We start from the raw sequence: 20421 nt of genomic DNA, 5'->3' as shown, positions 1-20421 counted from the left end.
ATAATGGATATTTTTTATGATCATTTTTTAGCTAAAAATTGGGATAAATATTCAGAAGAAAAATTAGAAAGCTTTGTTGGTAACTTTTATCATTTACTAAAAAATAACTATGATTTATTAACTGAAAAAGCAAAAGGAATATTACCTTATATGATTGGGCGAAATTGGTTAGTAAGTTATGCCTCTATTGAAGGATTAGAAATGATACTATTTCAAATGGATCATCGAACAAAAAACAGAGTTGCCATGCACGAATCAATTGTGGAATTAAAACAATTTTATTCAGAATTTGAGCAAGAATTCATATTATATTTTGAAGAATTAATCCAACATTGCAAGGATAAACTAACCCTACTTTAAAATTGAATTTGTTATTGAAATTGAATTTTGAAATCGTATTTTAGCGTTTCAAAAGTTTGGAATTCATGCCATCGAACAAAGCTTCTACTTTTAAAATTGTTTTCAGAAGTATTTTCAGAAGAGCCGAAAACTTAGTTTTCCTTTTGAAAGACAAATTAAGCGAGAGAAATTTTATCTACTTTGCTAGTATAGCTGTAGCCATTACTTGTTCATTTGCTGTAATTATATTAAAAAGTTTTGCCCATAACATATTCCTTTGGGCTAATGATATAAATGGTTTTCTAAAACTTCCTTACATCAATAGTTTGCTTCCGATTGCAGGTATTTTATTGACAGTGTTTGTGGTTAGAAATTTTTTGAACAATGAAATTGAAAAAGGAAGTTCAAAAGTGCTTTATGCTGTCGCTAAAAAAGGAGGTATCATTCCAAAAAAACAAATGTATGCCCAAATTGTGACAAGTTCCTTAACCGTCGGTCTAGGAGGTTCTGCAGGATTAGAAAGTCCAATTGTGATTACTGGCGCAGCTTTTGGATCCAATTTTGCTCAAAAATATCATCTGTCACAAAAAGATAGAATTTTATTATTGGCATGTGGTGTTGCTGCAGGAATTGGAGCAGCCTTTAATGCTCCTATTGCTGGTGTTTTGTTTGCTATAGAAGTAGTTCTTACCGATATTTCAATTGCGGCTTTTATTCCCATTATTATTTCAGCAGCTACAGGTGCGCTAATTTCAACAGTGGTTTTGAGCAGAGATACATTATTAAATTTTGAACAAACGCTCAAGTTCGATTATCACAATACACCTTATTATATTTTACTAGGAATTTTAGCGGGTTTAACTTCCATTTATCACGCTCGAAATTTTCGAAAAGTAGAGATTTTCTTTGGAGCATTCAAAAACAAAGGGTATCGAAAAGCGCTTTTTGGCGCCATCATTTTAGCACTATTAATTTTCTTCTTTCCAACATTATTTGGGGAAGGTTACGAGAGTATTAAAACTTTGGCTTCCAAAAATCCAAGTGTTTTATTAGAAAATACTTTGCTGGAAAACTTCAAAAGCAATGAATGGATTTTGTTAGGATTTATTGGAGTAACCATGTTGTTAAAAGCGTTTGCCACAGGATTAACACTCGGAAGTGGCGGAAATGGGGGAAACTTTGCTCCTTCGCTTTTTGTGGGTTCTTACTTAGGTTATTTTGTTGCAAAAACTATAAATCTTTTGAACATCACGCACTATTTACCAATAGCAAATTTCACCATTGTTGGCATGGCAGGAATTTTAAGTGGATTGTTTCATGCGCCACTAACTGCCATATTCCTTATTGTTGAAATTACGGGTGGTTATGATTTGATGGTGCCTTTAATGATAGTTTCATCCGTAAGCTTTGCAGTTTCCAAACAATTTGAGAAACACTCAATGGATGTAAAAGGATTGGCTGACAAAGGAGACGTTTTTACAAGTGATAAAGATAAAAACATCCTACAAAGCATCGATTTTTATAATTTGGTCCAAAAAAATTACAAATCTCTTACTTTAGAAAGTTCAATTGAAAATGTCGTAGAAATCTTTTCTACTAAAGAACAAAAAATAATTCCCATTATAGATGAACACAAAACGCTAATTGGGTTGGTAGATTTTGAAGAAGTAAAAGCCATCATATTCAATCCCTATAGAGTTAAATTTATGAATATTAATGAAATCATAAGTCAACCTAAAAGCCTAATCCTATTAGATGATAAAGTTGAAAAAATCATAAAACAATTTGAAAGTTCAAAAACACAAATTCTCCCTGTCATTAGCAAAGGAAAATACTTTGGTTTCCTATCTAAAATTGATGTATTAGAAAGTTATCGTCAACGATTGAAAGAAATGATTATTGAGTGATGTTTTTTAACAATTACTTCTAAACTGATTAATCAAAAGTTGTCGTCAAAACACTACCTTTGCGATTCGCAAAAAATACTATGCTTGATTCAGAAAATACTATTGAAGTTCTCGGTGCTCGAGTTCACAATTTAAAGAATATAGACATTTCTATTCCTCGAGAAAAATTAGTAGTTATTACTGGTCTTTCGGGGTCAGGAAAATCGTCTTTGGCTTTTGATACTATTTATGCTGAAGGTCAACGAAGATATATTGAAACCTTTTCTGCCTATGCTCGTCAATTTCTTGGTGGTTTGGAACGTCCCGATGTGGATAAAATTGATGGGCTTTCACCAGTTATTGCCATCGAGCAAAAAACAACTAGCAAAAGTCCGCGCTCTACTGTTGGCACAATTACTGAAATTTATGATTTTCTACGACTGCTTTTTGCCCGAGCTGGTGAAGCTTATAGTTATGTATCAGGAGAAAAAATGGTTTCCTATTCGGATGAGCAAATTAAGGATTTGATTATTCAAAATTTTCTAGGAAAACGAATCAATATTTTGGCACCCATCATTCGTGCTCGAAAAGGACATTATGCCGAATTATTCCAACAAATCACTAAGCAAGGTTTCCTAAAAGTAAGAGTAAATGGTGAAGTTCAGGATTTACTACCTGGAATGAAACTTGACCGTTACAAAACCCACGATATTGAAATTGTCATTGATAGAATGGTAATTGATACTACTGAAGAAAATGAAAAACGCTTAGCCGAAAGCATCAAAACCGCCATGTATCATGGTGAAAATGTTCTTATGATTTTGGATAAAGACACTAATCAAGTTCGTTACTTTAGTAGAAATTTGATGTGTCCTACTTCGGGTATATCTTATCAAAATCCTGAACCAAATTTATTCTCATTCAACTCTCCAAAAGGTGCTTGTGAACATTGTAAAGGACTAGGAACAATTAATGAAATCAATCTGAAAAAGATAATTCCAAATCCAAAGCTTTCTGTTAAAAATGGTGGTTTTGCTCCATTGGGTGAATATAAAAGTTCATGGATTTTCAAGCAATTGGAAATCATAGGTGAAAAATTTGGATTTAAAATCACAGATGCCATCGAAACCATTTCTGAGGAAGCTATGCAAATTATTTTACATGGAGGTAAAGAAAAATTTGTAGTAGAGTCTAAAACTTTAGGAATTACTAAAGAATACAAAATAGAATTTGAAGGGATTTCCCATTTTATCAAAAATCAATTTGAAGAAAGTAATTCTACTTCTATAAAACGTTGGGCAAAAGAATTCATGGACGAAATTGTATGTCCAGATTGTCATGGTTCTCGATTAAAAAAAGAAGCCTTGTATTTTCGCATCAATGAAAAAAACATTTTTGATTTATCCACTATGGATATTTCAGATTTATCACTTTGGTTTGAGGATTTAGACAAAAAACTTTCCGATAAACAAAAAATCATTGCTACAGAAGTTGTTAAAGAAATAAAAGACCGTTTGCGTTTTTTGGTAAATGTTGGTTTGAATTATTTATCGATAAATCGAAGTTCCAAATCACTTTCGGGTGGTGAAGCACAACGTATTCGATTGGCAACACAAATTGGCTCACAACTCGTTGGCGTGTTGTATATTTTAGATGAGCCGAGTATTGGATTGCATCAAAGAGATAACGAAAAACTAATCCATTCCTTAGAACAATTGCGAGACATTGGCAACTCGGTTTTAGTTGTGGAACACGATAAGGATATGATTGAACGTGCTGATTATGTGATAGATATTGGTCCAAAAGCAGGAAAATTTGGCGGTGAAATCATTAGCAAAGGAACACCAGCCGAATTGCACAAAGAACACACCATGACTGCCATGTACTTAAATGGTGAAATGAAAATTGAAGTACCAAAAAAACGTCGTGAAGGCAATGGTAAATTTTTAAAGCTAACTGGTGCAACAGGAAATAATCTTAAAAATGTTTCCATCGAATTGCCATTGGGAAAACTAATTTGCGTGACTGGAGTTTCAGGAAGTGGAAAATCAACGTTGATTAATGAAACGCTATACCCTATTTTGAATGCCTATTATTTCAACGGTGTAAAAAAACCACAACCTTACAAAAAAATTGAAGGTTTAGAATATATTGATAAAGTAATTGATATTGACCAAAGTCCTATTGGCAGAACACCAAGAAGCAATCCTGCAACTTATACGGATGTGTTTTCGGAAATTAGAAGTTTGTACACACAATTACCTGAAGCTATGATTCGTGGCTATAAAGCAGGAAGATTTAGTTTCAATGTTTCAGGCGGAAGATGTGAAACTTGTGAAGGTTCTGGTGTGCGAACTATTGAAATGAGTTTCTTACCTGATGTGTATGTGGAATGTGAAACCTGTCAGGGTAAGCGTTTTAATAGAGAAACTTTAGAAATCAGATATAAAGGAAAATCCATTTCAGATGTATTGAATATGACAGTAGATGAAGCAGTTCCTTTTTTTGAAAACATCCCCAAAATATATCGAAAAGTAAAAACGATTCAAGATGTTGGGTTGGGTTATATCACACTGGGACAACAAAGCACAACGCTTTCTGGCGGTGAAGCACAACGTATAAAATTGGCCACCGAATTGTCTAAAAAAGATACTGGAAATACTTTCTACATCATGGATGAACCCACAACTGGTTTGCATTTTGAAGACATTCGAGTGCTGATGGAAGTGATTAATAAATTAGTAGATAAAGGCAATACTATTTTGATTATCGAACACAATATGGATGTCATTAAATTGGCCGATTACCTAATTGATATTGGTCCCGAAGGAGGAAAAGGCGGTGGGGAAGTTGTAGCCAAAGGAACACCTGAAGAACTTACCAAAAATAAAAAAAGCTACACAGCACAGTTTTTAAAAAAAGAATTACTTTAGCATGTTTGCTTAAATTTAAAAAAAATAAATTATTTGAATAATAATGAAAGAAGATTACTTAAATGAAGATGATAAAATCCAAGAAAAACTTAAACAAAAAACTTGGAACGAAATAAGAACTAACGACTCTTGGGCAATTTTTAAAATTATGTCTGAATTTGTTAATGGCTATGAAACTATGGCACGAATAGGCCCTTGTGTTTCTATTTTTGGATCAGCACGAACAAAACCAGATAACAAATATTATTTATTGGCCGAAAAAATTGCTTATAAAATAAGTAAAGCTGGTTATGGTATTATTACAGGCGGTGGACCAGGAATTATGGAAGCAGGAAACAAAGGTGCGCATAATGGCGAAGGAACTTCAGTGGGTTTAAACATTGAGTTGCCATTTGAACAGCATTATAATCCTTATATCGATAAAGATAAAAATCTAAATTTTGACTATTTCTTTGTTCGCAAAGTAATGTTTGTAAAATATTCTCAAGGATTTGTAGTGATGCCTGGTGGTTTTGGAACTTTAGACGAATTGTTCGAAGCTATTACATTGATCCAAACCAAAAAAATTGGGAAATTCCCTATTATTCTTGTAGGTTCAGAATATTGGAAAGGATTGATTGACTGGATAAAAACAGTTATGATTGGTGAAGAACGCAATGCTAATCCTGAAGATATGAACTTAATTAAAATTGTAGATACAGAGGATGAAGTCGTGGAAGCCTTGGATAATTTCTATAAAAAATATAACCTCAGCCCGAACTTTTAAACAATATCAAAAATCAAAATCAATGTCAAAAATCAATGTAATTCTTTTTGATTTAAGTTGTTTTCCATATTGAAATTGCAATTGATTTTTTATGTTTTTTAATTCTTTTCATTTCGCCATTTTTCTTCCAATAGTTTTTTTACTATACTGGTTCATTGCTAATAAATCCAAAAATTATCAAAACTATATATTAATTCTTGCTAGCTATTACTTCTATTCCTGTTGGGATTGGCGTTTCTTGTTTTTATTAGTTTTCTCGACCTTACTAGATTATTTTTCGGCTATAAAAATTGAAAATAGTGCAACTCTATTGTCAAGAAAATTTTGGCTTTGGTTATGTGTTTCCATCAATATTGGGTTTCTTGGAGTTTTTAAATACTATAACTTTTTTGCGACTTCATTTTCAGAATTATTACAATCGGTTGGTTTTAACTCCAGTCCGTTATTATTAAAAGTAATACTTCCTGTTGGGATTTCTTTTTATACTTTTCATGGATTATCATACATCATTGATATTTATTTCAAACGAATAAAATCAGAGAAAAACTTTGTAGATTATTCCTTATTTGTCAGCTATTTCCCTTTGCTGGTAGCTGGTCCAATTGAAAGAGCCACACATCTTTTACCGCAATTAAAAGTAAATAGAGAATTCCATTTTGAAAAAGCCAAACAAGGAATTTATCAAATCATTTGGGGATTGGTCAAAAAAGTGGTAATTGCTGATACATGTGCTAATTATGCCAATGCAATTTTTGATAATTATAATTCAATGAATTCCTTGTCTTTAATTTTAGGTGCTATTTATTTTGCTTTTCAAATATATGGTGACTTTTCGGGTTACTCAGACATTGCCTTAGGAACTTCAAAACTCTTTGGTATCGATTTGTTGAAAAACTTTAATTATCCCTATTTTTCTCGCGATATTGGGGAATTTTGGCGCAAATGGCACATATCTTTGACCACATGGTTTAAAGATTATTTATACATTCCGCTTGGTGGAAGCAAAGGTTCAAAATGGATGAAAGTGCGTAACACCTTTATTATATTTTTGGTTAGCGGCTTTTGGCATGGTGCGAGTTGGACTTTTATAGCTTGGGGATTTATCAATGCGCTATATTTCATTCCGCTATTATTATTGAACAGAAACAGAAAAAATATTGATGATTTTAACTTAGGTTTTAATTTAGAATCAATACGAACCCTTTTCAATATATTAATTACTTTTTGTATCACTTGTTTTGCTTGGATTTTTTTTAGAGCTAGAAGTATTTCAGATGCCTTTCAATACATCAGACGAATATTTGAAAATCGAATTTTTACCGAACAATATTTTAGTATCGAAAGATATAACTATGAAATTCTGGCATTAATCATCATTTTTGTTTTAGTTGAATGGAACAATCGAGCAAAAATTGAACCTATTTCAGGGAAATATAGTTGGCTAAAATTAGGCTTGTGTTTAGCCGCTATTTTAGCTTTAGGCGTTTTTTCAGATTATAAAGAATTTATTTATTTTCAATTTTAATGAAGCAGTTTTTACAATTTTTACTAAAAGCATTAGCATTACTCCTACTCGTTATGGTTTTGCTCGATGTTTTATATACTGCTATTTACCTTCAATCCCATTCGAGAACTAAAATAGATTATTTATACAATTCCAAAGACAAAAACTTTGATGTTGTTTTTTTAGGTTCATCAAGAGTTAATAATCATTTAGTGCCTAAAATTTTCAATAATAATGGCTATAAAACTTTCAACTTTGGAATGACTCGTTCACGATTAGAGGAGTCAGCGTTGATGCTTCAATTGATGGTAGAGCGTAATTATAAAATAAAAAATTTGATACTTCAGGTAGATTTGAATATCAATACAAATGACCATTCTGAGGCTATTCGTTCCTTGTTTATGCCTTATTTGCACCAATCAGAAACCATTAGAAATTATTATAAAAATATTCCAGAATATAATCAATTACTATACATCCCGTTTTATCGCTATATGCATTATGATACTAAAATTGGTTTTAGAGAAATGTATTTTTCACTGATTCATAAGAGAACTAATAATTTAGAAAACTATGGTTTTCACCCGTTAACTAAAGATGAACGTCCTATGGTTGCAGCCGATTTATCAAAGTATTATCCTAAAAAAAATATTGGCTATGAACAAATCAAAACCATTTGTAAAAAAAACAACATCAATTTAATTGCGATTACTACACCTATGTGCATGAGTATTATTAACAGAGAATATTTCAATCATATACGTTCCGTTTATCCTGAAATCCATAACTTTGAAAATGCCGTAACTGACGATAACTATTTTGCCACATGTGGTCACATGAACGAAAAAGGTGCAATAGCATTTACCAAAGTTATTTTTAATGCCTTTTTTAAAGCCAAATCAAATCCTTGAAAAAAATTAGCTTCATACTATTTCTTTTTTGCTTTTTAGCTTCTGCACAACACCATTCCAAATTAGTTGTAGAAGTGAATGATGCAACTAAAGTTCTAACAGTTTTTCAAGAACTTACCTTTAATAACACTACCAATGATACGTTAAACAATATTGTCCTTAATGATTGGAATAATGCCTATTCTTCAAAGAATACACCTATGGCAAAGCGTTTTTCAGATGAATTTGAAAGAAGCTTTTTGTTGTCAAAAGAAAAAGAACAAGGCAAAACAAGTGGCATAACTATTCAAGACCAAAACAAATCTTTTCTTACATGGGAAAGAAATGAAAAATCCCCCGATGTAATTCAGATTAAACTGAAAGAGAAGTTGTTGCCCAATAAAAAAATAAAACTTTCTTTAAGGTATACTGTCAAAATACCTAGTGATAAATTCACTAATTATGGATATGGCGATAAAGGAAAAATGAACCTTAAGAATTGTATTCTCACACCAGCACGATATGAAAATCATGATTTTGTGAAATATGATAATTTAAATCTTGATGATTGCGCCAATGCACTTTCTGATTATGATATTGAAATTAAAATACCTGAAACGCTTGACTTAAGCTCTGACTTAAATGAAACTAAAAAAGAAAGTTTTGACAATAACATTAATTACCATTTAACAGGAAAAAATCGTGCTATTTTCAATCTTTTAATTGATGATAAAAGAGAATTTGAAATCTATAAAAACAATAATTTAGAAGTGATTTCTAACCTTAGAGATAATAGATTAAACGATATTGAAAGAGCTATTCTTATTGACAATATCATCAATTTTGTGACTGAAAATTTGGGCAAATATCCTCACGAAAAAATTACAGTAACACAAGCTGATTACGATCGTAATCCTTTTTATGGTTTGAATCAATTACCTAACTTCATCAGTCCTTTTCCAAATACTTTTCTGTATGAGATTAAGTTTCTAAAAACCTACTTAAACAATTATCTGCATAGCTCACTTCAACTTGACCCAAGAAAAGACAATTGGATATATGATGGAATTCAGGTATATATTATGATGAAATATATTGATGCATTTCACCCTGAAGCCAAAATGATGGGAAATGTTGCCAAATATAAATTAGTAAAAGGATACAATCTTGTAAGCCTAGATTTCAACGGACAATACAGCTATTTTTACATGCTAATGGCGCGGAAAAATCTTGACCAACCACTTAGTAATCCAAAAAACACTTTAATTCGATTTAACGAAAAAATTGCATCAAAATATAAAGCTGGTTTAAGTTTAAAATATTTAGATAGTTATCTAGAAAATAATATAGTCCAATATAGCTTAGTGCAATTCATTAATTTGAATAAAAACCAACAAACCAATGGGAAGGATTTTGAATCTATTCTAACTAGCAATTCGCCAAAAAAAATCAATTGGTTTTTTGATAAAATCATTAACTCTCGTGTTGTTTTTGATTATAAATTTAAAGTCGTTTCAAAAACCAAAGACAGCATCTCTTTTTCGCTTAAAAATAAAACCGAAACCAATGTTCCAATTACTATTTATGGAATCAAAGACAAAAATGTTGTATTCAAAAAATGGATAGATAATTTTACCAATGACAGTATTTATACTTTGCCTAGAAATGATGCTGATAAAATTGTCATTAATTACAAAAATGAAGTACCCGAATTCAATTTAAGAAACAATTGGCGTTCGCTCAATGGATTTCGACTATTCAATCGTCCCATAAAATTCAATTTTATGAAAGATTTAGAAAATCCAATTTACAACCAAATTTTATATGTTCCAATCTTAGAATACAATTTATACGATGGTTTATTGCCAGGTATGCGTTTTCATAATAAAACTATATTGGACAAACCTTTTATTTTTGATTTATACCCAACAATATCTACTAAAACTAAAAATTTTTCAGGGAAAGGGTTTATATATGTCAATCAATATAATAGAGATAGCAACCTTTATAATATTCGTTATATGATGAGCGGCCATTACTTGCATTACGCACCCGATGCTTATTATACCAAACTTGCTCCTACCGTATTTATGAATTTTAGACCGGATGATTATAGAGACAATAGAAAAGAAACCATCATTATAAAAGAAGTATTAGTCAATAGAGAAAAATCAGCTTTTGCAGTACCAGGAGAAACAGAAAGTTATGAGGTTTTCAATGCTAAATATTTTAATACTAAAACTGAAGTAACTAATCATTTTCTTTTTTTGGGCGATGTTCAGTATGCAAAAAGTTTTGGAAAAATAGCCGCTGAAATACAATACAGAAAACAGTTTGATGATAATCGTCAACTCAACCTTCGCATTTTTGCCGGAACTTTTTTACACAACGATACCAATTCTAATTATTTCGATTTTGGCTTAGATCGTCCATCCGATTATTTGTTTGAAAGTGAATATATAGGCCGTTCGGAGACCAAAGGTATATTTAGTCAACAATCTATTATTATGGATGGTTTTTTTAAATCAAAATTAGCAACACGAACAGCAAACCGATGGATGACAACCGCTAATGCTAGCTTTGGAATTTGGAATTGGGTAGAAGCTTTTGGTGATATTGGAATGATTAAGAATAGAGATATGGTTCCCAAATTTGTTTATGATAGTGGTATTCGTTTAAACTTAGTGACTGATTATTTTGAACTCTATTTTCCAGTATATTCCAGCAACGGATGGGAAATTGGCGATGAAAATTATGGCGAAAAAATTCGCTTCATCATTACTTTTCAACCTGAAACATTAATTAATCTTTTTACCCGAAAATGGTTCTAATCCACCTATAAATAATATTTATTTTAAATATTTCGTTGAAATTATTAGTTTTTGTTAAACATTTTTCATTCAAAACTATATTTATAGCATATTAATTAGTGATAATAAAATTTTATTTTTAGTTCATACTATAAATAGTTACTTCTTTTTATTTAATTTTGTTATTTTAAGAATCATTTACAATATGACTGAAACACAAGCCAAATCTGAAATTACGTTTGAAGATTTTAAATCCGAAGTTTTAAACGATTATAAAATTGCTAAAATAAGCAGAGAATGTAGTTTATTAGGAAGAAAAGAAGTGCTGACAGGAAAAGCCAAATTCGGAATTTTTGGTGATGGAAAAGAAGTACCGCAATTAGCCTTGGCCAAAGCTTTTCGAATTGGTGATTTTCGTTCAGGGTATTATCGAGATCAAACTTTCATGATGGCAAATGATCAATTATCTATTCAACAATTCTTCGCTGGTCTTTATGGTCATACAGATTTAGCCCATGATCCAATGAGTGCTGGTCGTCAAATGGGTGGTCACTTTGCGACACATTCATTAGATGAAAATGGCAATTGGAATAACTTGACAAAACAAAAAAATTCAAGTGCCGATATTTCTCCTACAGCCGGACAAATGCCCCGTTTGTTAGGATTGGCTCAAGCTTCAAAAATATACAGAAACGTAAGTGGTTTGGAAGATTTTACTAATTTTTCAAATCAAGGAAACGAAGTCGCTTGGGGCACTATAGGAAATGCTTCTACTTCAGAAGGCTTGTTTTTTGAAACCATCAATGCGGCAGGCGTATTACAAGTACCTATGGTATTGAGTGTTTGGGATGACGAATATGGTATCTCTGTTCATGCACGTCATCAAACAACCAAAGAAAATATTTCAGAAGTCCTAAAAGGATTCCAACGCGAACAGGGCACTAACGGCTATGAAATCATGACTGTAAAAGGTTGGGATTATCCATCATTAGTAGCCACTTACGAAAAAGCTTCTGAAATTGCACGCGAGCAACATATCCCTATAATAATTCACGTTACTGAACTTACTCAACCGCAAGGCCATTCAACTTCTGGTTCCCATGAACGCTATAAAAATGAAGAAAGATTGGCTTGGGAAAGAGAATTTGATTGCTTGATACAAATGCGTTCTTGGCTATTAGAAAACAATATTGCTTCTGCAGAAGAATTAGACACAATAGACAATGACTCAAAAAAAGAAGTGCTTGAGGGAAAAAAAGCGGCTTGGAATGCCTTTGTTGAGCCTATCAAAGAGGAGCAAAATAATTTAGTTGCTCTATTAAATTCTATAGCATTTTTAAGTACAAATAAAGTATTTATAGAAAAAATAGCTGCTGATTTAGCGGCTATCAAAGAACCTATTCGTAAAGAAATTTTAATTGCAGCCCGCAAAGCATTGCGTTTAGTTATCCATGAAAATGGTAAACAGCAATTAGCTACTTGGATAAAATCTTATTCAGAAAAAATCCAACCTAAATTTAGTTCCCACCTATTTTCACAATCAACTAAGAATGTTTTACAATCAAAAGAAGTATTACCTCACTATGATGAATCTGCAGAAGAAGTAGATGCTCGTTTAGTTTTGCGCGACAACTTTGATGCTATTTTTAATAAATATCCTGAAGCGTTAATTTTTGGGGAAGATGCAGGAAACATTGGCGATGTCAACCAAGGATTAGAAGACATGCAAGAAAAATACGGAGAACTTCGCGTAGCAGATGCTGGTATTCGTGAAGCCACCATAATTGGTCAAGGCATAGGAATGGCTATGCGTGGTTTACGCCCAATTGCTGAAATTCAATATTTAGATTATTTGTTATACGCTATACAAATCATGAGTGATGACTTAGCCACACTTCAATATAGAACCCATGGAAGACAAAAGGCACCGTTGATTATTAGAACTCGTGGACACAGACTGGAAGGTATTTGGCATTCAGGTTCACCAATGGGAATGATTATTAATGCCGTTCGCGGAATCCATGTTTTAGTACCGAGAAACATGACTAAAGCCGCTGGTTTCTACAATACCTTGTTGGAGTCAGATGAACCCGCTTTAGTTATTGAATGTTTAAACGGATACCGATTAAAAGAAAAAATGCCAAACAACTTGGGTGAATTCAAAACACCAATTGGCTTGGTAGAAACCATCAAACAAGGAACTGACATTACACTAGTTTCCTATGGCTCCACACTTCGTATTGTAGAACAAGCAGCCAAAGAATTATTAGAAGCGGGTATCGACTGCGAAATTATAGATGCTCAATCGTTATTACCCTTTGACATCAATCACGACTGTGTAAAAAGCATCATGAAAACTAATCGTTTACTAATTGTTGATGAAGATGTTCCTGGTGGTGCAAGTGCTTACTTATTACAACAAATTATAGACGAACAAAACGGTTATCAATATTTAGATAGCCAACCTCAAACCCTGGCATCTAAAGCACACAGACCAGCTTATGGAACAGATGGTGATTATTTTTCAAAACCTTCCGCCGAAGATATTTTTGAAAAAGTATATGCCATAATGCACGAAGCAAAACCAAATAAATATCCAAGTTTATATTAATACTAAAAAAATTCCATGCAACATATTATTGACAGATTCATAAGCTATGTCACTATCGATACAGAATCAGACCCAAATTCTGATACAACTCCAAGTACTAAAAAACAATTTGATTTAGCACATAAATTAGTTGACGAACTCAAGTCTATCGGAATGAGTGAAGTAACTATCGACAAGCACGGTTATGTTATGGCAACCTTGCCCTCTAATGTAGACCATCATGTGCCAACAATCGGATTTGTATCTCACTTTGATACTACCCCCGATTTTACTGGCAAAGATGTAAAACCACAAGTGATAGTTAATTATGATGGCGGTGATATTGTTTTAAATAAGGAACAAAATATCGTTTTATCTCCAAATTATTTCAAAGATTTATTGCAATACAAAGGACAAACCTTAATCACCACAAACGGTTTGACACTTCTTGGTGCCGATGATAAAGCGGGTATTACCGAAATCATGACAGCTATGGAATTTTTAATTCAAAATCAAGAAATAAAACATGGGAAAATCAGAGTTTGCTTTACACCCGATGAAGAGATTGGTCGAGGCGCCGATTTATTTGATGTAGAAAAATTTGCCGCTGACTGGGCTTATACGATGGATGGAAGTCAAATTGGTGAGTTAGAATATGAAAACTTCAATGCCGCTGGCGTGAAAATTACGTTCAAAGGAAAATCAGTTCATCCAGGTTATGCCAAAGGGAAAATGATTAATTCAATGCTAATTGCCAATGATTTTATAAAAGAATTACCAAAAGGAGAAACTCCACAAGAGACCAAAGATTACGAAGGATTTTTTCACGTAACAGGAATTACTGGAAGCATAGAGGAAACAAAAGTAGAGCTTATCATTCGTGACCATGACATGAAAAAATTCATCAAAAGAAAAGAATTAGTTCACAACATTACGAAAAAATTTAATAAGCAATTTAAAAAACAATTTGGTGAAGACATTGTAATTACTGAAATCAAAGATCAGTATTTCAACATGAAAGAAAAAGTAGTTCCAGTAATGTTCATAGTTGATTTAGCCGAAAAAGCAATGAAATCTCTTGGCATAAAACCATTAATCAAACCCATTCGTGGCGGAACAGATGGTTGTCGTTTATCTTATATGGGTTTACCGTGCCCTAATATATTTGCTGGCGGTCATAACTTTCACGGAAAATACGAATATGTTCCGGTGGAAAGCATGCAAAAAGCAGTAGAAGTTATTGTGAAAATTGCACAACTAACCGCTACTACTGATTTTACCAAAAAAGAAAAAGGAAAAAAGAAAAAATAAATCGTTTAGAAGAATATAAAAATTCCAAATCCCAATTATTAAGTTGGAATTTGGAATTTTTTTTTGAATTGAGAAAATCCTAAGCTTTCTTATTCAAAGCGTCTGTTAATTCTAATGAAATAGCCGAACGTTCAATTTTCAATTTTCCTGACATTGTTTCAATGACAGCTGAAGTTTCAGTAAGCTCAGCGATTTTGCCATGAAAACCACTTTTTGTAATAATCTTATCACCTACTTTTAAAGCTGATTCAAATTCTTTTTCTTGTTTAATTTTCTTTTGTTGTGGTCTAATCATAAAGAAATAGACAACCACAAACATTAGTAAAAACGGTAAAAATTGACTTATTTGTCCCATAATGTTAAATAATTTAGTCCTTTTCAGGAACTTCGATGTTAGAATTAATATGTAAAACTTTTTTTCCTTCATTTATATTGCAAAACAAAGTAACTGATTTTGCTTGCTTACCAGATTTTCCTGCTGAATTAAACGATACTTTAATTACTCCTGATACTCCCGGCTTTATAGCTTCTTTAGGATACTCTGGCACAGTACAACCACAAGAACCCTTTGCACCTGTAATTATCAAATCAGATCCGCCAGTATTTTTAAATTTGAAATCATAGTCCACTTTATCACCTTGTGTGATAGTTCCAAAATCATGTTTTTCAGTTTCGAAAGTCATTTCGGTTTCCGAAGTCCCGATTTCTTTTTTACAAGATGTTATCATTACTAACAAAACCATAACGGCAAATAAACTTATTTTTTTCATCTTTCTATAGAATTTTACATTAAACCCCTACCTGTTTTTTTAATTTTATCTTCAGCGGTAAACTCTTTTACCAAATTATCCAAAATTCCATTGATAAAAATGCTACTTTTTGGTGTGGAATATTCTTTAGCTAGTTCTAAATATTCATTTATTGTCACTTTTACAGGAATTGATGGGAATTTTAAAAACTCACAGATAGCCATTTTTAAAATAATAGTATCTATTTCGGCAATACGGTCTGCATCCCAATTTGGCGTTTTATCAATGTATTTCTTAGCTAATTCTATCTCGTTTAAGACTGTCTTTCTGAATAACAAACTCACAAATTCTTTATCTTCTTCATCTTTATACAATTTAGAAACGCTAAATTCAGACTTTTCAGAAACTTGTTGTAGTTGCTTTTGAATTTGAGTATTCACTAAAGGAATGTCATCAATCCATGTTAGTTTGTGGTCTTCAAGATATTCGTATAATTTTTCATTTGGGGCAATTAATTCCGAAAACACATCAAGTACAAATTGTTTATCTTCTTCGAAAGAACTTTTTGTGGTACTCATGTAGTCTTGGTATAACTCACTTTTTTTTACTTCATTTAGTAAAATTAAGATGTAGTCATCGTTTAAAGACCAATTATTGATTTTTCTTTTCTCTAAAGCTATAGTCAACGAATTGTTGTCTTCTAGTTGCAGAAGAACACTATTGTTTACAAATTTTTTGTTAGGTTTTTTTTCTTCAGTAGTTGCCAAATGTTTTTTGCTGGAAGCTTCAAGAAAAACAATTTCTTTTTTTCTTATTTCTTTTAACGTAGACAGCATTAGTAAATACAAATCCTGAATATTATCAATACTTTGAAGTAGAAATTTTTCTTCCTTTTCTAAGTCATCTGAACTTTTTTGATGCATCGCATAAATAGATTGCATCACCTTAACTCGAATATGTCTTCTGTTTAACACGTATAAGAACTTTTAAAAAATTTGCGACGCGAAAGAATTTCTTTCGCGTTGCAAAAATAGTAATATTTTAAAATTGGCTATTATTTATTAGCGTTTTCTTTTTTTCTTTGAGTAATTCTGATTTGAGCAATTTGCATAGCTGCCAGATTTAATCCTGTAATAGCTGATTTATAAGTCATTCCAAGTGAAAGTCGTAAAACATTATTCAAAGCTTGCCATTCGTTAGCATAATTCCACATTTTAGTTCCATCAAGTGCTGGCCCCATAACTGTGTTATGAATACCTTTAATTGCTTTTAAACCTTTATCTTTGTCGTAACAAAAAACAATTTGTTCGTGATTGACAAAAGAAAGTTGCCTAAAAACTGGAGCTTTTTTTTAAAACTCAATTGGTGTAGTGATTTGTGAAATTATAGTAAAGTAATTTTTTTAAGACTCCTCTAAAAAGTCAATGTATAAATATAATATTATTCAATTAATTTCAATTAATCAGACAATGATTAGTAATTTGCTAACAAAATCAATTTATATAAGAATATTATAATTCTATTGTTTTTTAAAATTTAAACACATAGGGCGATATAAAGTCAAATTCTGCGAAATAAAAATGAAAGAACTTCAATATTTAAACAAATATTTTGTCAAATATAAATTCCATTTTTTGTTGGGAATTTTTATCACTATTGTCGCGCAAATATTTTCTCTTTTTACACCCAAGTTAGTCAGTAAATCATTCAAAGCTATTGAAGATTTTCATAAAAACAACTTGAGTAGTGAAATGATTAAAACCGAATTAATTCAAAACATCTTTTGGATAGTTGGAACAACTTTGATTGCTGGAATTTTAACTTTCTTGATGAGACAAACCTTAATTGTAATGTCGCGACATGTGGAGTTTGATTTAAAAAATGAAGTATTCAAGCATTATGAAGTATTAGATCAAAATTTTTATAAACGCAATAGAACAGGTGACTTAATGAACCGTATCAGCGAAGATGTTGGTAAAGTAAGAATGTATGTTGGACCAGCAGTAATGTATACCATTAATACTTTTATCCGATTTACAGTGGTTATCATTTATATGTATAATGTTTCACCAAGATTAACATTATACACGCTACTCCCGCTGCCGATTTTATCCTATATCATTTTTAAATTAAGTACCGAAATCAATAAACGCAGCACAACCTTTCAACAATATTTATCCAAAGTTTCCAGTTTTACTCAAGAAATATTCTCGGGTATTCGCGTAGTGAAAGCTTATGCTTTGGAAGAACAATATCAAAATAATTTAGAAGATTTAGCCAAAGAAAGCAAAACCAAGAGTATGAGTTTGGCTCGAGTACAATCTTTGTTTGGACCACTTATGATTGCCTTGATAGGTGTGAGCAATTTGATAGTAATCTATTTTGGCGGTATGATGTATATAAATGGTACTATAAAGAGCATTGGAACTATTGCTGAATTTATTTTATATGTTAATATGCTTACTTGGCCGGTGGCATCAATTGGTTGGGTCTCATCGTTAGTTCAAGAAGCAGAAGCATCGCAAAAACGTATCAATGAATTTTTGAAAATAGAACCCGAAATCAAAAATAAAGCAACTGAAAATAGTAATATAACAGGAGAAATTGAATTCAAAAATGTAACTTTTACCTATGATGACACTGAGATAACTGCCCTACAAAATATATCTTTTAAAGTAAAAAAAGGGGAGACATTAGCCATTCTTGGAAAAACAGGCGCTGGTAAATCGAGTATATTATCTTTAATAACAAGGATGTATGACATCAAAGAAGGAAGCATCACTATTGATGGTAAAAGTATAGACGAAGTAAATTTAAATGATTTACGAAACAGTATTGGAATAGTGCCTCAAGATGCTTTTCTATTCTCTGACACTATTAAAAACAACATCAAATTTGGAAAAGAGGATGCTACTGATAATGAAGTATATGAGGCAGCTAAGAAAGCTGTAGTTCATGATAATATTATTCATTTCAATAAACAATATGAAACCCTATTAGGAGAAAGAGGTATCACACTTTCTGGTGGACAAAAGCAACGAGTTTCGATAGCTAGAGCAATTATTAAAAATCCTCAGATATTGTTGTTTGATGATTGCCTTTCGGCGGTAGATACTGAAACCGAGGAGCAAATTCTGAATAATCTACTTAATATATCAAAAAACAAAACCACCATAATTGTAAGTCATAGAGTTTCCTCAGCCAAGAATGCTGATAAAATCATCATAATAGACGAAGGACAAATTATTCAAGAAGGGTCTCATAATCAATTAGTAAACCAAGAAGGTTATTATGCTGAATTGTACTTGAAACAACTTTCGGAAAAAGAATTAAATTAAATGTTGTTTGATAACAAAAATTTTACCATTTTTGAACTGTATAGAAACACTAATTATTGACCGAAAGAATTATGAGAGAAAATGATATGTTAGAAAAAGATGAGATTTTTTCTAAAGTTTTAAGAGCCGGCAGAAGGACTTATTTTTTTGATGTGAGAGCTACCAAAGCTGATGATTATTACATTACTATTACCGAAAGTAAAAAATTTACTGAAGAGGATGGATCGTTTCACTTTAAAAAACACAAAATTTATTTATACAAAGAAGATTTTGCTGCATTTACGGAAATTTTAGAGGAAATGACCACTTATGTTTTAAACCATAAAGGCGAAGAAGTGATTTCAGAAAGACATCAAAAAGATTTCAAAAAAGAATTTACCTCAGAAACAGAAAATTCAGAGCCTGCAAAAATTGATAAAAGTTTTACGGATATTGATTTTGACGATATTTAATAAACTATGAATTTTTTTGTAAAATATAAATTGCAAATAAACATTCTGCTTTTAATTTTTTGGATGTTTATAATCTATGACAATTTTACATCTGGTGAATTTAAAGTAATAAAAATAGCATTACCAATAACATTTATTATACTCACCTTTTTCAATATTTATAAGGCTATTAAGGAAAAAAAATCCAGAAATTAATTTCTGGATTTTTTTTATAAAACCTCAACAATTTATTTTTTATTATTTCATTGTAAGGTATTTATAAATTTTTTGTCCATCTATATCAGATAAATTTGCTTTCTTTTGCATTCTATTTACAATTGGTTTCCAATCTTGTGCATTAAAATCTTGTGGAGAATAAAGCTGATGACATCTGGCACAATTATTTTCATAAAGTGACTTGCCTTCGACTAATTCAGAAGTCATTGGTGTTAGGCTTACATCTTCTTTTTTTGCAACGGCAGTTGGCACACTTGATTTGGATGCACAAGAATAAACGATGTTGGCTAAAACTATAAAAGCTATTACTTTATATTTCATACTTTTTGTTTATTGGTTTGAGTAAATATATAAAAAAATCCCAACAGAATTCTGTCAGGATTATAAGTTTGATTTAATTTTAGCAAGATTATTTCACATCCATTAATTCTACATCAAAAATCAAAGTAGCATCAGGTGGAATAACACCGCCAGCACCACTTGAACCGTAACCTAAATAGGAAGGAATAACAAAACGAGCTTTATCACCAACTTTTAGTAAAGCAATGCCTTTATCCCAACCTTCAATCACTTGTCCTTGACCTAATTTGAATTCGATAGGCTTTTTGCGAGGATACGAACTGTCAAATACTTTTCC

16 protein-coding genes and 1 pseudogene are annotated in these 20421 nt (G+C 31.6%); 11 read left to right on the top strand and 6 right to left on the bottom strand.

Going from position 1 to position 20421, the window contains the following annotated elements:
- From ACOYLT_RS05445 to pepT, 9 genes are all read left to right on the top strand, one after another.
- Positions 1-360 (top strand): ACP phosphodiesterase (locus tag ACOYLT_RS05445; protein ID WP_422852847.1); only part of this gene is annotated, 360 nt, incomplete at its 5' end.
- A gap of 65 nt (positions 361-425) precedes the next feature.
- On the top strand, positions 426-2246 hold the full coding sequence (locus ACOYLT_RS05440; protein WP_422852846.1) for a chloride channel protein: 1821 nt from the start codon (positions 426-428) through the stop codon (positions 2244-2246).
- An 80-nt stretch (positions 2247-2326) separates the two neighbouring features.
- Entirely contained in the window at positions 2327-5158 is a 2832-nt protein-coding gene (gene uvrA / locus ACOYLT_RS05435; RefSeq protein WP_422852845.1) for an excinuclease ABC subunit UvrA, read from the top strand.
- Between the two features lie 43 nt (positions 5159-5201).
- Positions 5202-5924 carry a TIGR00730 family Rossman fold protein gene (locus tag ACOYLT_RS05430; protein WP_422852844.1) on the top strand — a complete coding sequence of 241 codons (723 nt, stop codon included), beginning with the start codon at positions 5202-5204 and terminating at the stop codon, positions 5922-5924.
- Between the two features lie 91 nt (positions 5925-6015).
- Positions 6016-7449 (top strand): MBOAT family O-acyltransferase, encoded by a 1434-nt coding sequence (locus ACOYLT_RS05425; protein ID WP_422852843.1) that lies wholly within the window; start codon positions 6016-6018, stop codon positions 7447-7449.
- Positions 7449-8339, top strand: coding sequence for a hypothetical protein (locus ACOYLT_RS05420; protein ID WP_422852842.1), 891 nt, complete (start codon positions 7449-7451; stop codon positions 8337-8339). Before ACOYLT_RS05425 ends, ACOYLT_RS05420 begins: the two co-directional genes overlap by 1 nt.
- Positions 8336-11149, top strand: coding sequence for an aminopeptidase (locus ACOYLT_RS05415; RefSeq protein ID WP_422852841.1), 2814 nt, complete (start codon positions 8336-8338; stop codon positions 11147-11149). Before ACOYLT_RS05420 ends, ACOYLT_RS05415 begins: the two co-directional genes overlap by 4 nt.
- A gap of 184 nt (positions 11150-11333) precedes the next feature.
- Positions 11334-13739, top strand: coding sequence for an alpha-ketoacid dehydrogenase subunit alpha/beta (locus ACOYLT_RS05410; protein WP_422852840.1), 2406 nt, complete (start codon positions 11334-11336; stop codon positions 13737-13739).
- Positions 13740-13754: 15 nt separating this feature from the next.
- On the top strand, positions 13755-15029 hold the full coding sequence (pepT, locus tag ACOYLT_RS05405) for a peptidase T (protein WP_422852839.1): 1275 nt from the start codon (positions 13755-13757) through the stop codon (positions 15027-15029).
- A gap of 79 nt (positions 15030-15108) precedes the next feature.
- Here pepT and yajC read toward each other — a convergent pair whose 3' ends face one another.
- The 4 genes and pseudogenes from yajC to ACOYLT_RS05385 all read right to left on the bottom strand — a co-directional run.
- Positions 15109-15384, bottom strand: a complete 276-nt coding sequence (yajC, locus tag ACOYLT_RS05400) for a preprotein translocase subunit YajC (protein WP_422852838.1) — start codon at positions 15382-15384, stop codon at positions 15109-15111.
- A 13-nt stretch (positions 15385-15397) separates the two neighbouring features.
- Positions 15398-15799: a DUF1573 domain-containing protein gene (locus tag ACOYLT_RS05395; RefSeq protein ID WP_422852837.1), complete on the bottom strand. Its 402-nt coding sequence runs from the start codon at positions 15797-15799 to the stop codon at positions 15398-15400.
- Positions 15800-15813: 14 nt separating this feature from the next.
- Positions 15814-16719 (bottom strand): transcription antitermination factor NusB, encoded by a 906-nt coding sequence (gene nusB, locus ACOYLT_RS05390; protein ID WP_422852849.1) that lies wholly within the window; start codon positions 16717-16719, stop codon positions 15814-15816.
- 176 nt (positions 16720-16895) lie between these two features.
- Positions 16896-17129 (bottom strand): annotated as a pseudogene (locus ACOYLT_RS05385) (Glu/Leu/Phe/Val dehydrogenase dimerization domain-containing protein); the annotation flags it as partial.
- 229 nt (positions 17130-17358) lie between these two features.
- On the opposite strand from ACOYLT_RS05385, the gene ACOYLT_RS05380 reads away from it, so the two are divergent.
- Both ACOYLT_RS05380 and ACOYLT_RS05375 read left to right on the top strand, forming a co-directional pair.
- Positions 17359-19116 carry an ABC transporter ATP-binding protein gene (locus ACOYLT_RS05380; protein WP_422852836.1) on the top strand — a complete coding sequence of 586 codons (1758 nt, stop codon included), beginning with the start codon at positions 17359-17361 and terminating at the stop codon, positions 19114-19116.
- Positions 19117-19187: 71 nt separating this feature from the next.
- Entirely contained in the window at positions 19188-19568 is a 381-nt protein-coding gene (locus tag ACOYLT_RS05375) for a PUR family DNA/RNA-binding protein (RefSeq protein ID WP_422852848.1), read from the top strand.
- Between the two features lie 237 nt (positions 19569-19805).
- On the opposite strand, the gene ACOYLT_RS05370 is transcribed toward ACOYLT_RS05375, so the two are convergent.
- Together ACOYLT_RS05370 and ACOYLT_RS05365 are read right to left on the bottom strand one after the other, a co-directional pair.
- The gene (locus ACOYLT_RS05370; RefSeq protein ID WP_422852835.1) at positions 19806-20105 is read right to left on the bottom strand and encodes a c-type cytochrome; all 300 of its coding nucleotides are present in this window, start codon (positions 20103-20105) and stop codon (positions 19806-19808) included.
- A gap of 88 nt (positions 20106-20193) precedes the next feature.
- Positions 20194-20421, bottom strand: a 228-nt coding sequence (locus ACOYLT_RS05365; RefSeq protein WP_422852834.1) for an FKBP-type peptidyl-prolyl cis-trans isomerase, incomplete at its 5' end; no start/stop codon positions are given.

Source organism: Flavobacterium sp., from assembly GCF_049318185.1.
GTDB lineage: Bacteria > Bacteroidota > Bacteroidia > Flavobacteriales > Flavobacteriaceae > Flavobacterium.
This window is presented reverse-complemented; position numbering and strand designations above follow the sequence as displayed.

What these genes read in the sequence shown, in the direction of transcription:
- nusB (WP_422852849.1), bottom strand. Translation starts at nt 16,719, where the DNA reads ATGCAATCTATTTATGCGATGCATCAAAAAAGTTCAGATGACTTAGAA.
- ACOYLT_RS05395 (WP_422852837.1), bottom strand. Translation starts at nt 15,799, where the DNA reads ATGAAAAAAATAAGTTTATTTGCCGTTATGGTTTTGTTAGTAATGATA.
- ACOYLT_RS05410 (WP_422852840.1), top strand. Translation starts at nt 11,334, where the DNA reads ATGACTGAAACACAAGCCAAATCTGAAATTACGTTTGAAGATTTTAAA.
- ACOYLT_RS05380 (WP_422852836.1), top strand. Translation starts at nt 17,359, where the DNA reads ATGAAAGAACTTCAATATTTAAACAAATATTTTGTCAAATATAAATTC.
- uvrA (WP_422852845.1), top strand. Translation starts at nt 2,327, where the DNA reads ATGCTTGATTCAGAAAATACTATTGAAGTTCTCGGTGCTCGAGTTCAC.
- ACOYLT_RS05425 (WP_422852843.1), top strand. Translation starts at nt 6,016, where the DNA reads ATGTTTTTTAATTCTTTTCATTTCGCCATTTTTCTTCCAATAGTTTTT.
- yajC (WP_422852838.1), bottom strand. Translation starts at nt 15,384, where the DNA reads ATGGGACAAATAAGTCAATTTTTACCGTTTTTACTAATGTTTGTGGTT.
- ACOYLT_RS05370 (WP_422852835.1), bottom strand. Translation starts at nt 20,105, where the DNA reads ATGAAATATAAAGTAATAGCTTTTATAGTTTTAGCCAACATCGTTTAT.
- ACOYLT_RS05420 (WP_422852842.1), top strand. Translation starts at nt 7,449, where the DNA reads ATGAAGCAGTTTTTACAATTTTTACTAAAAGCATTAGCATTACTCCTA.
- ACOYLT_RS05375 (WP_422852848.1), top strand. Translation starts at nt 19,188, where the DNA reads ATGAGAGAAAATGATATGTTAGAAAAAGATGAGATTTTTTCTAAAGTT.
- ACOYLT_RS05440 (WP_422852846.1), top strand. Translation starts at nt 426, where the DNA reads ATGCCATCGAACAAAGCTTCTACTTTTAAAATTGTTTTCAGAAGTATT.
- ACOYLT_RS05430 (WP_422852844.1), top strand. Translation starts at nt 5,202, where the DNA reads ATGAAAGAAGATTACTTAAATGAAGATGATAAAATCCAAGAAAAACTT.
- pepT (WP_422852839.1), top strand. Translation starts at nt 13,755, where the DNA reads ATGCAACATATTATTGACAGATTCATAAGCTATGTCACTATCGATACA.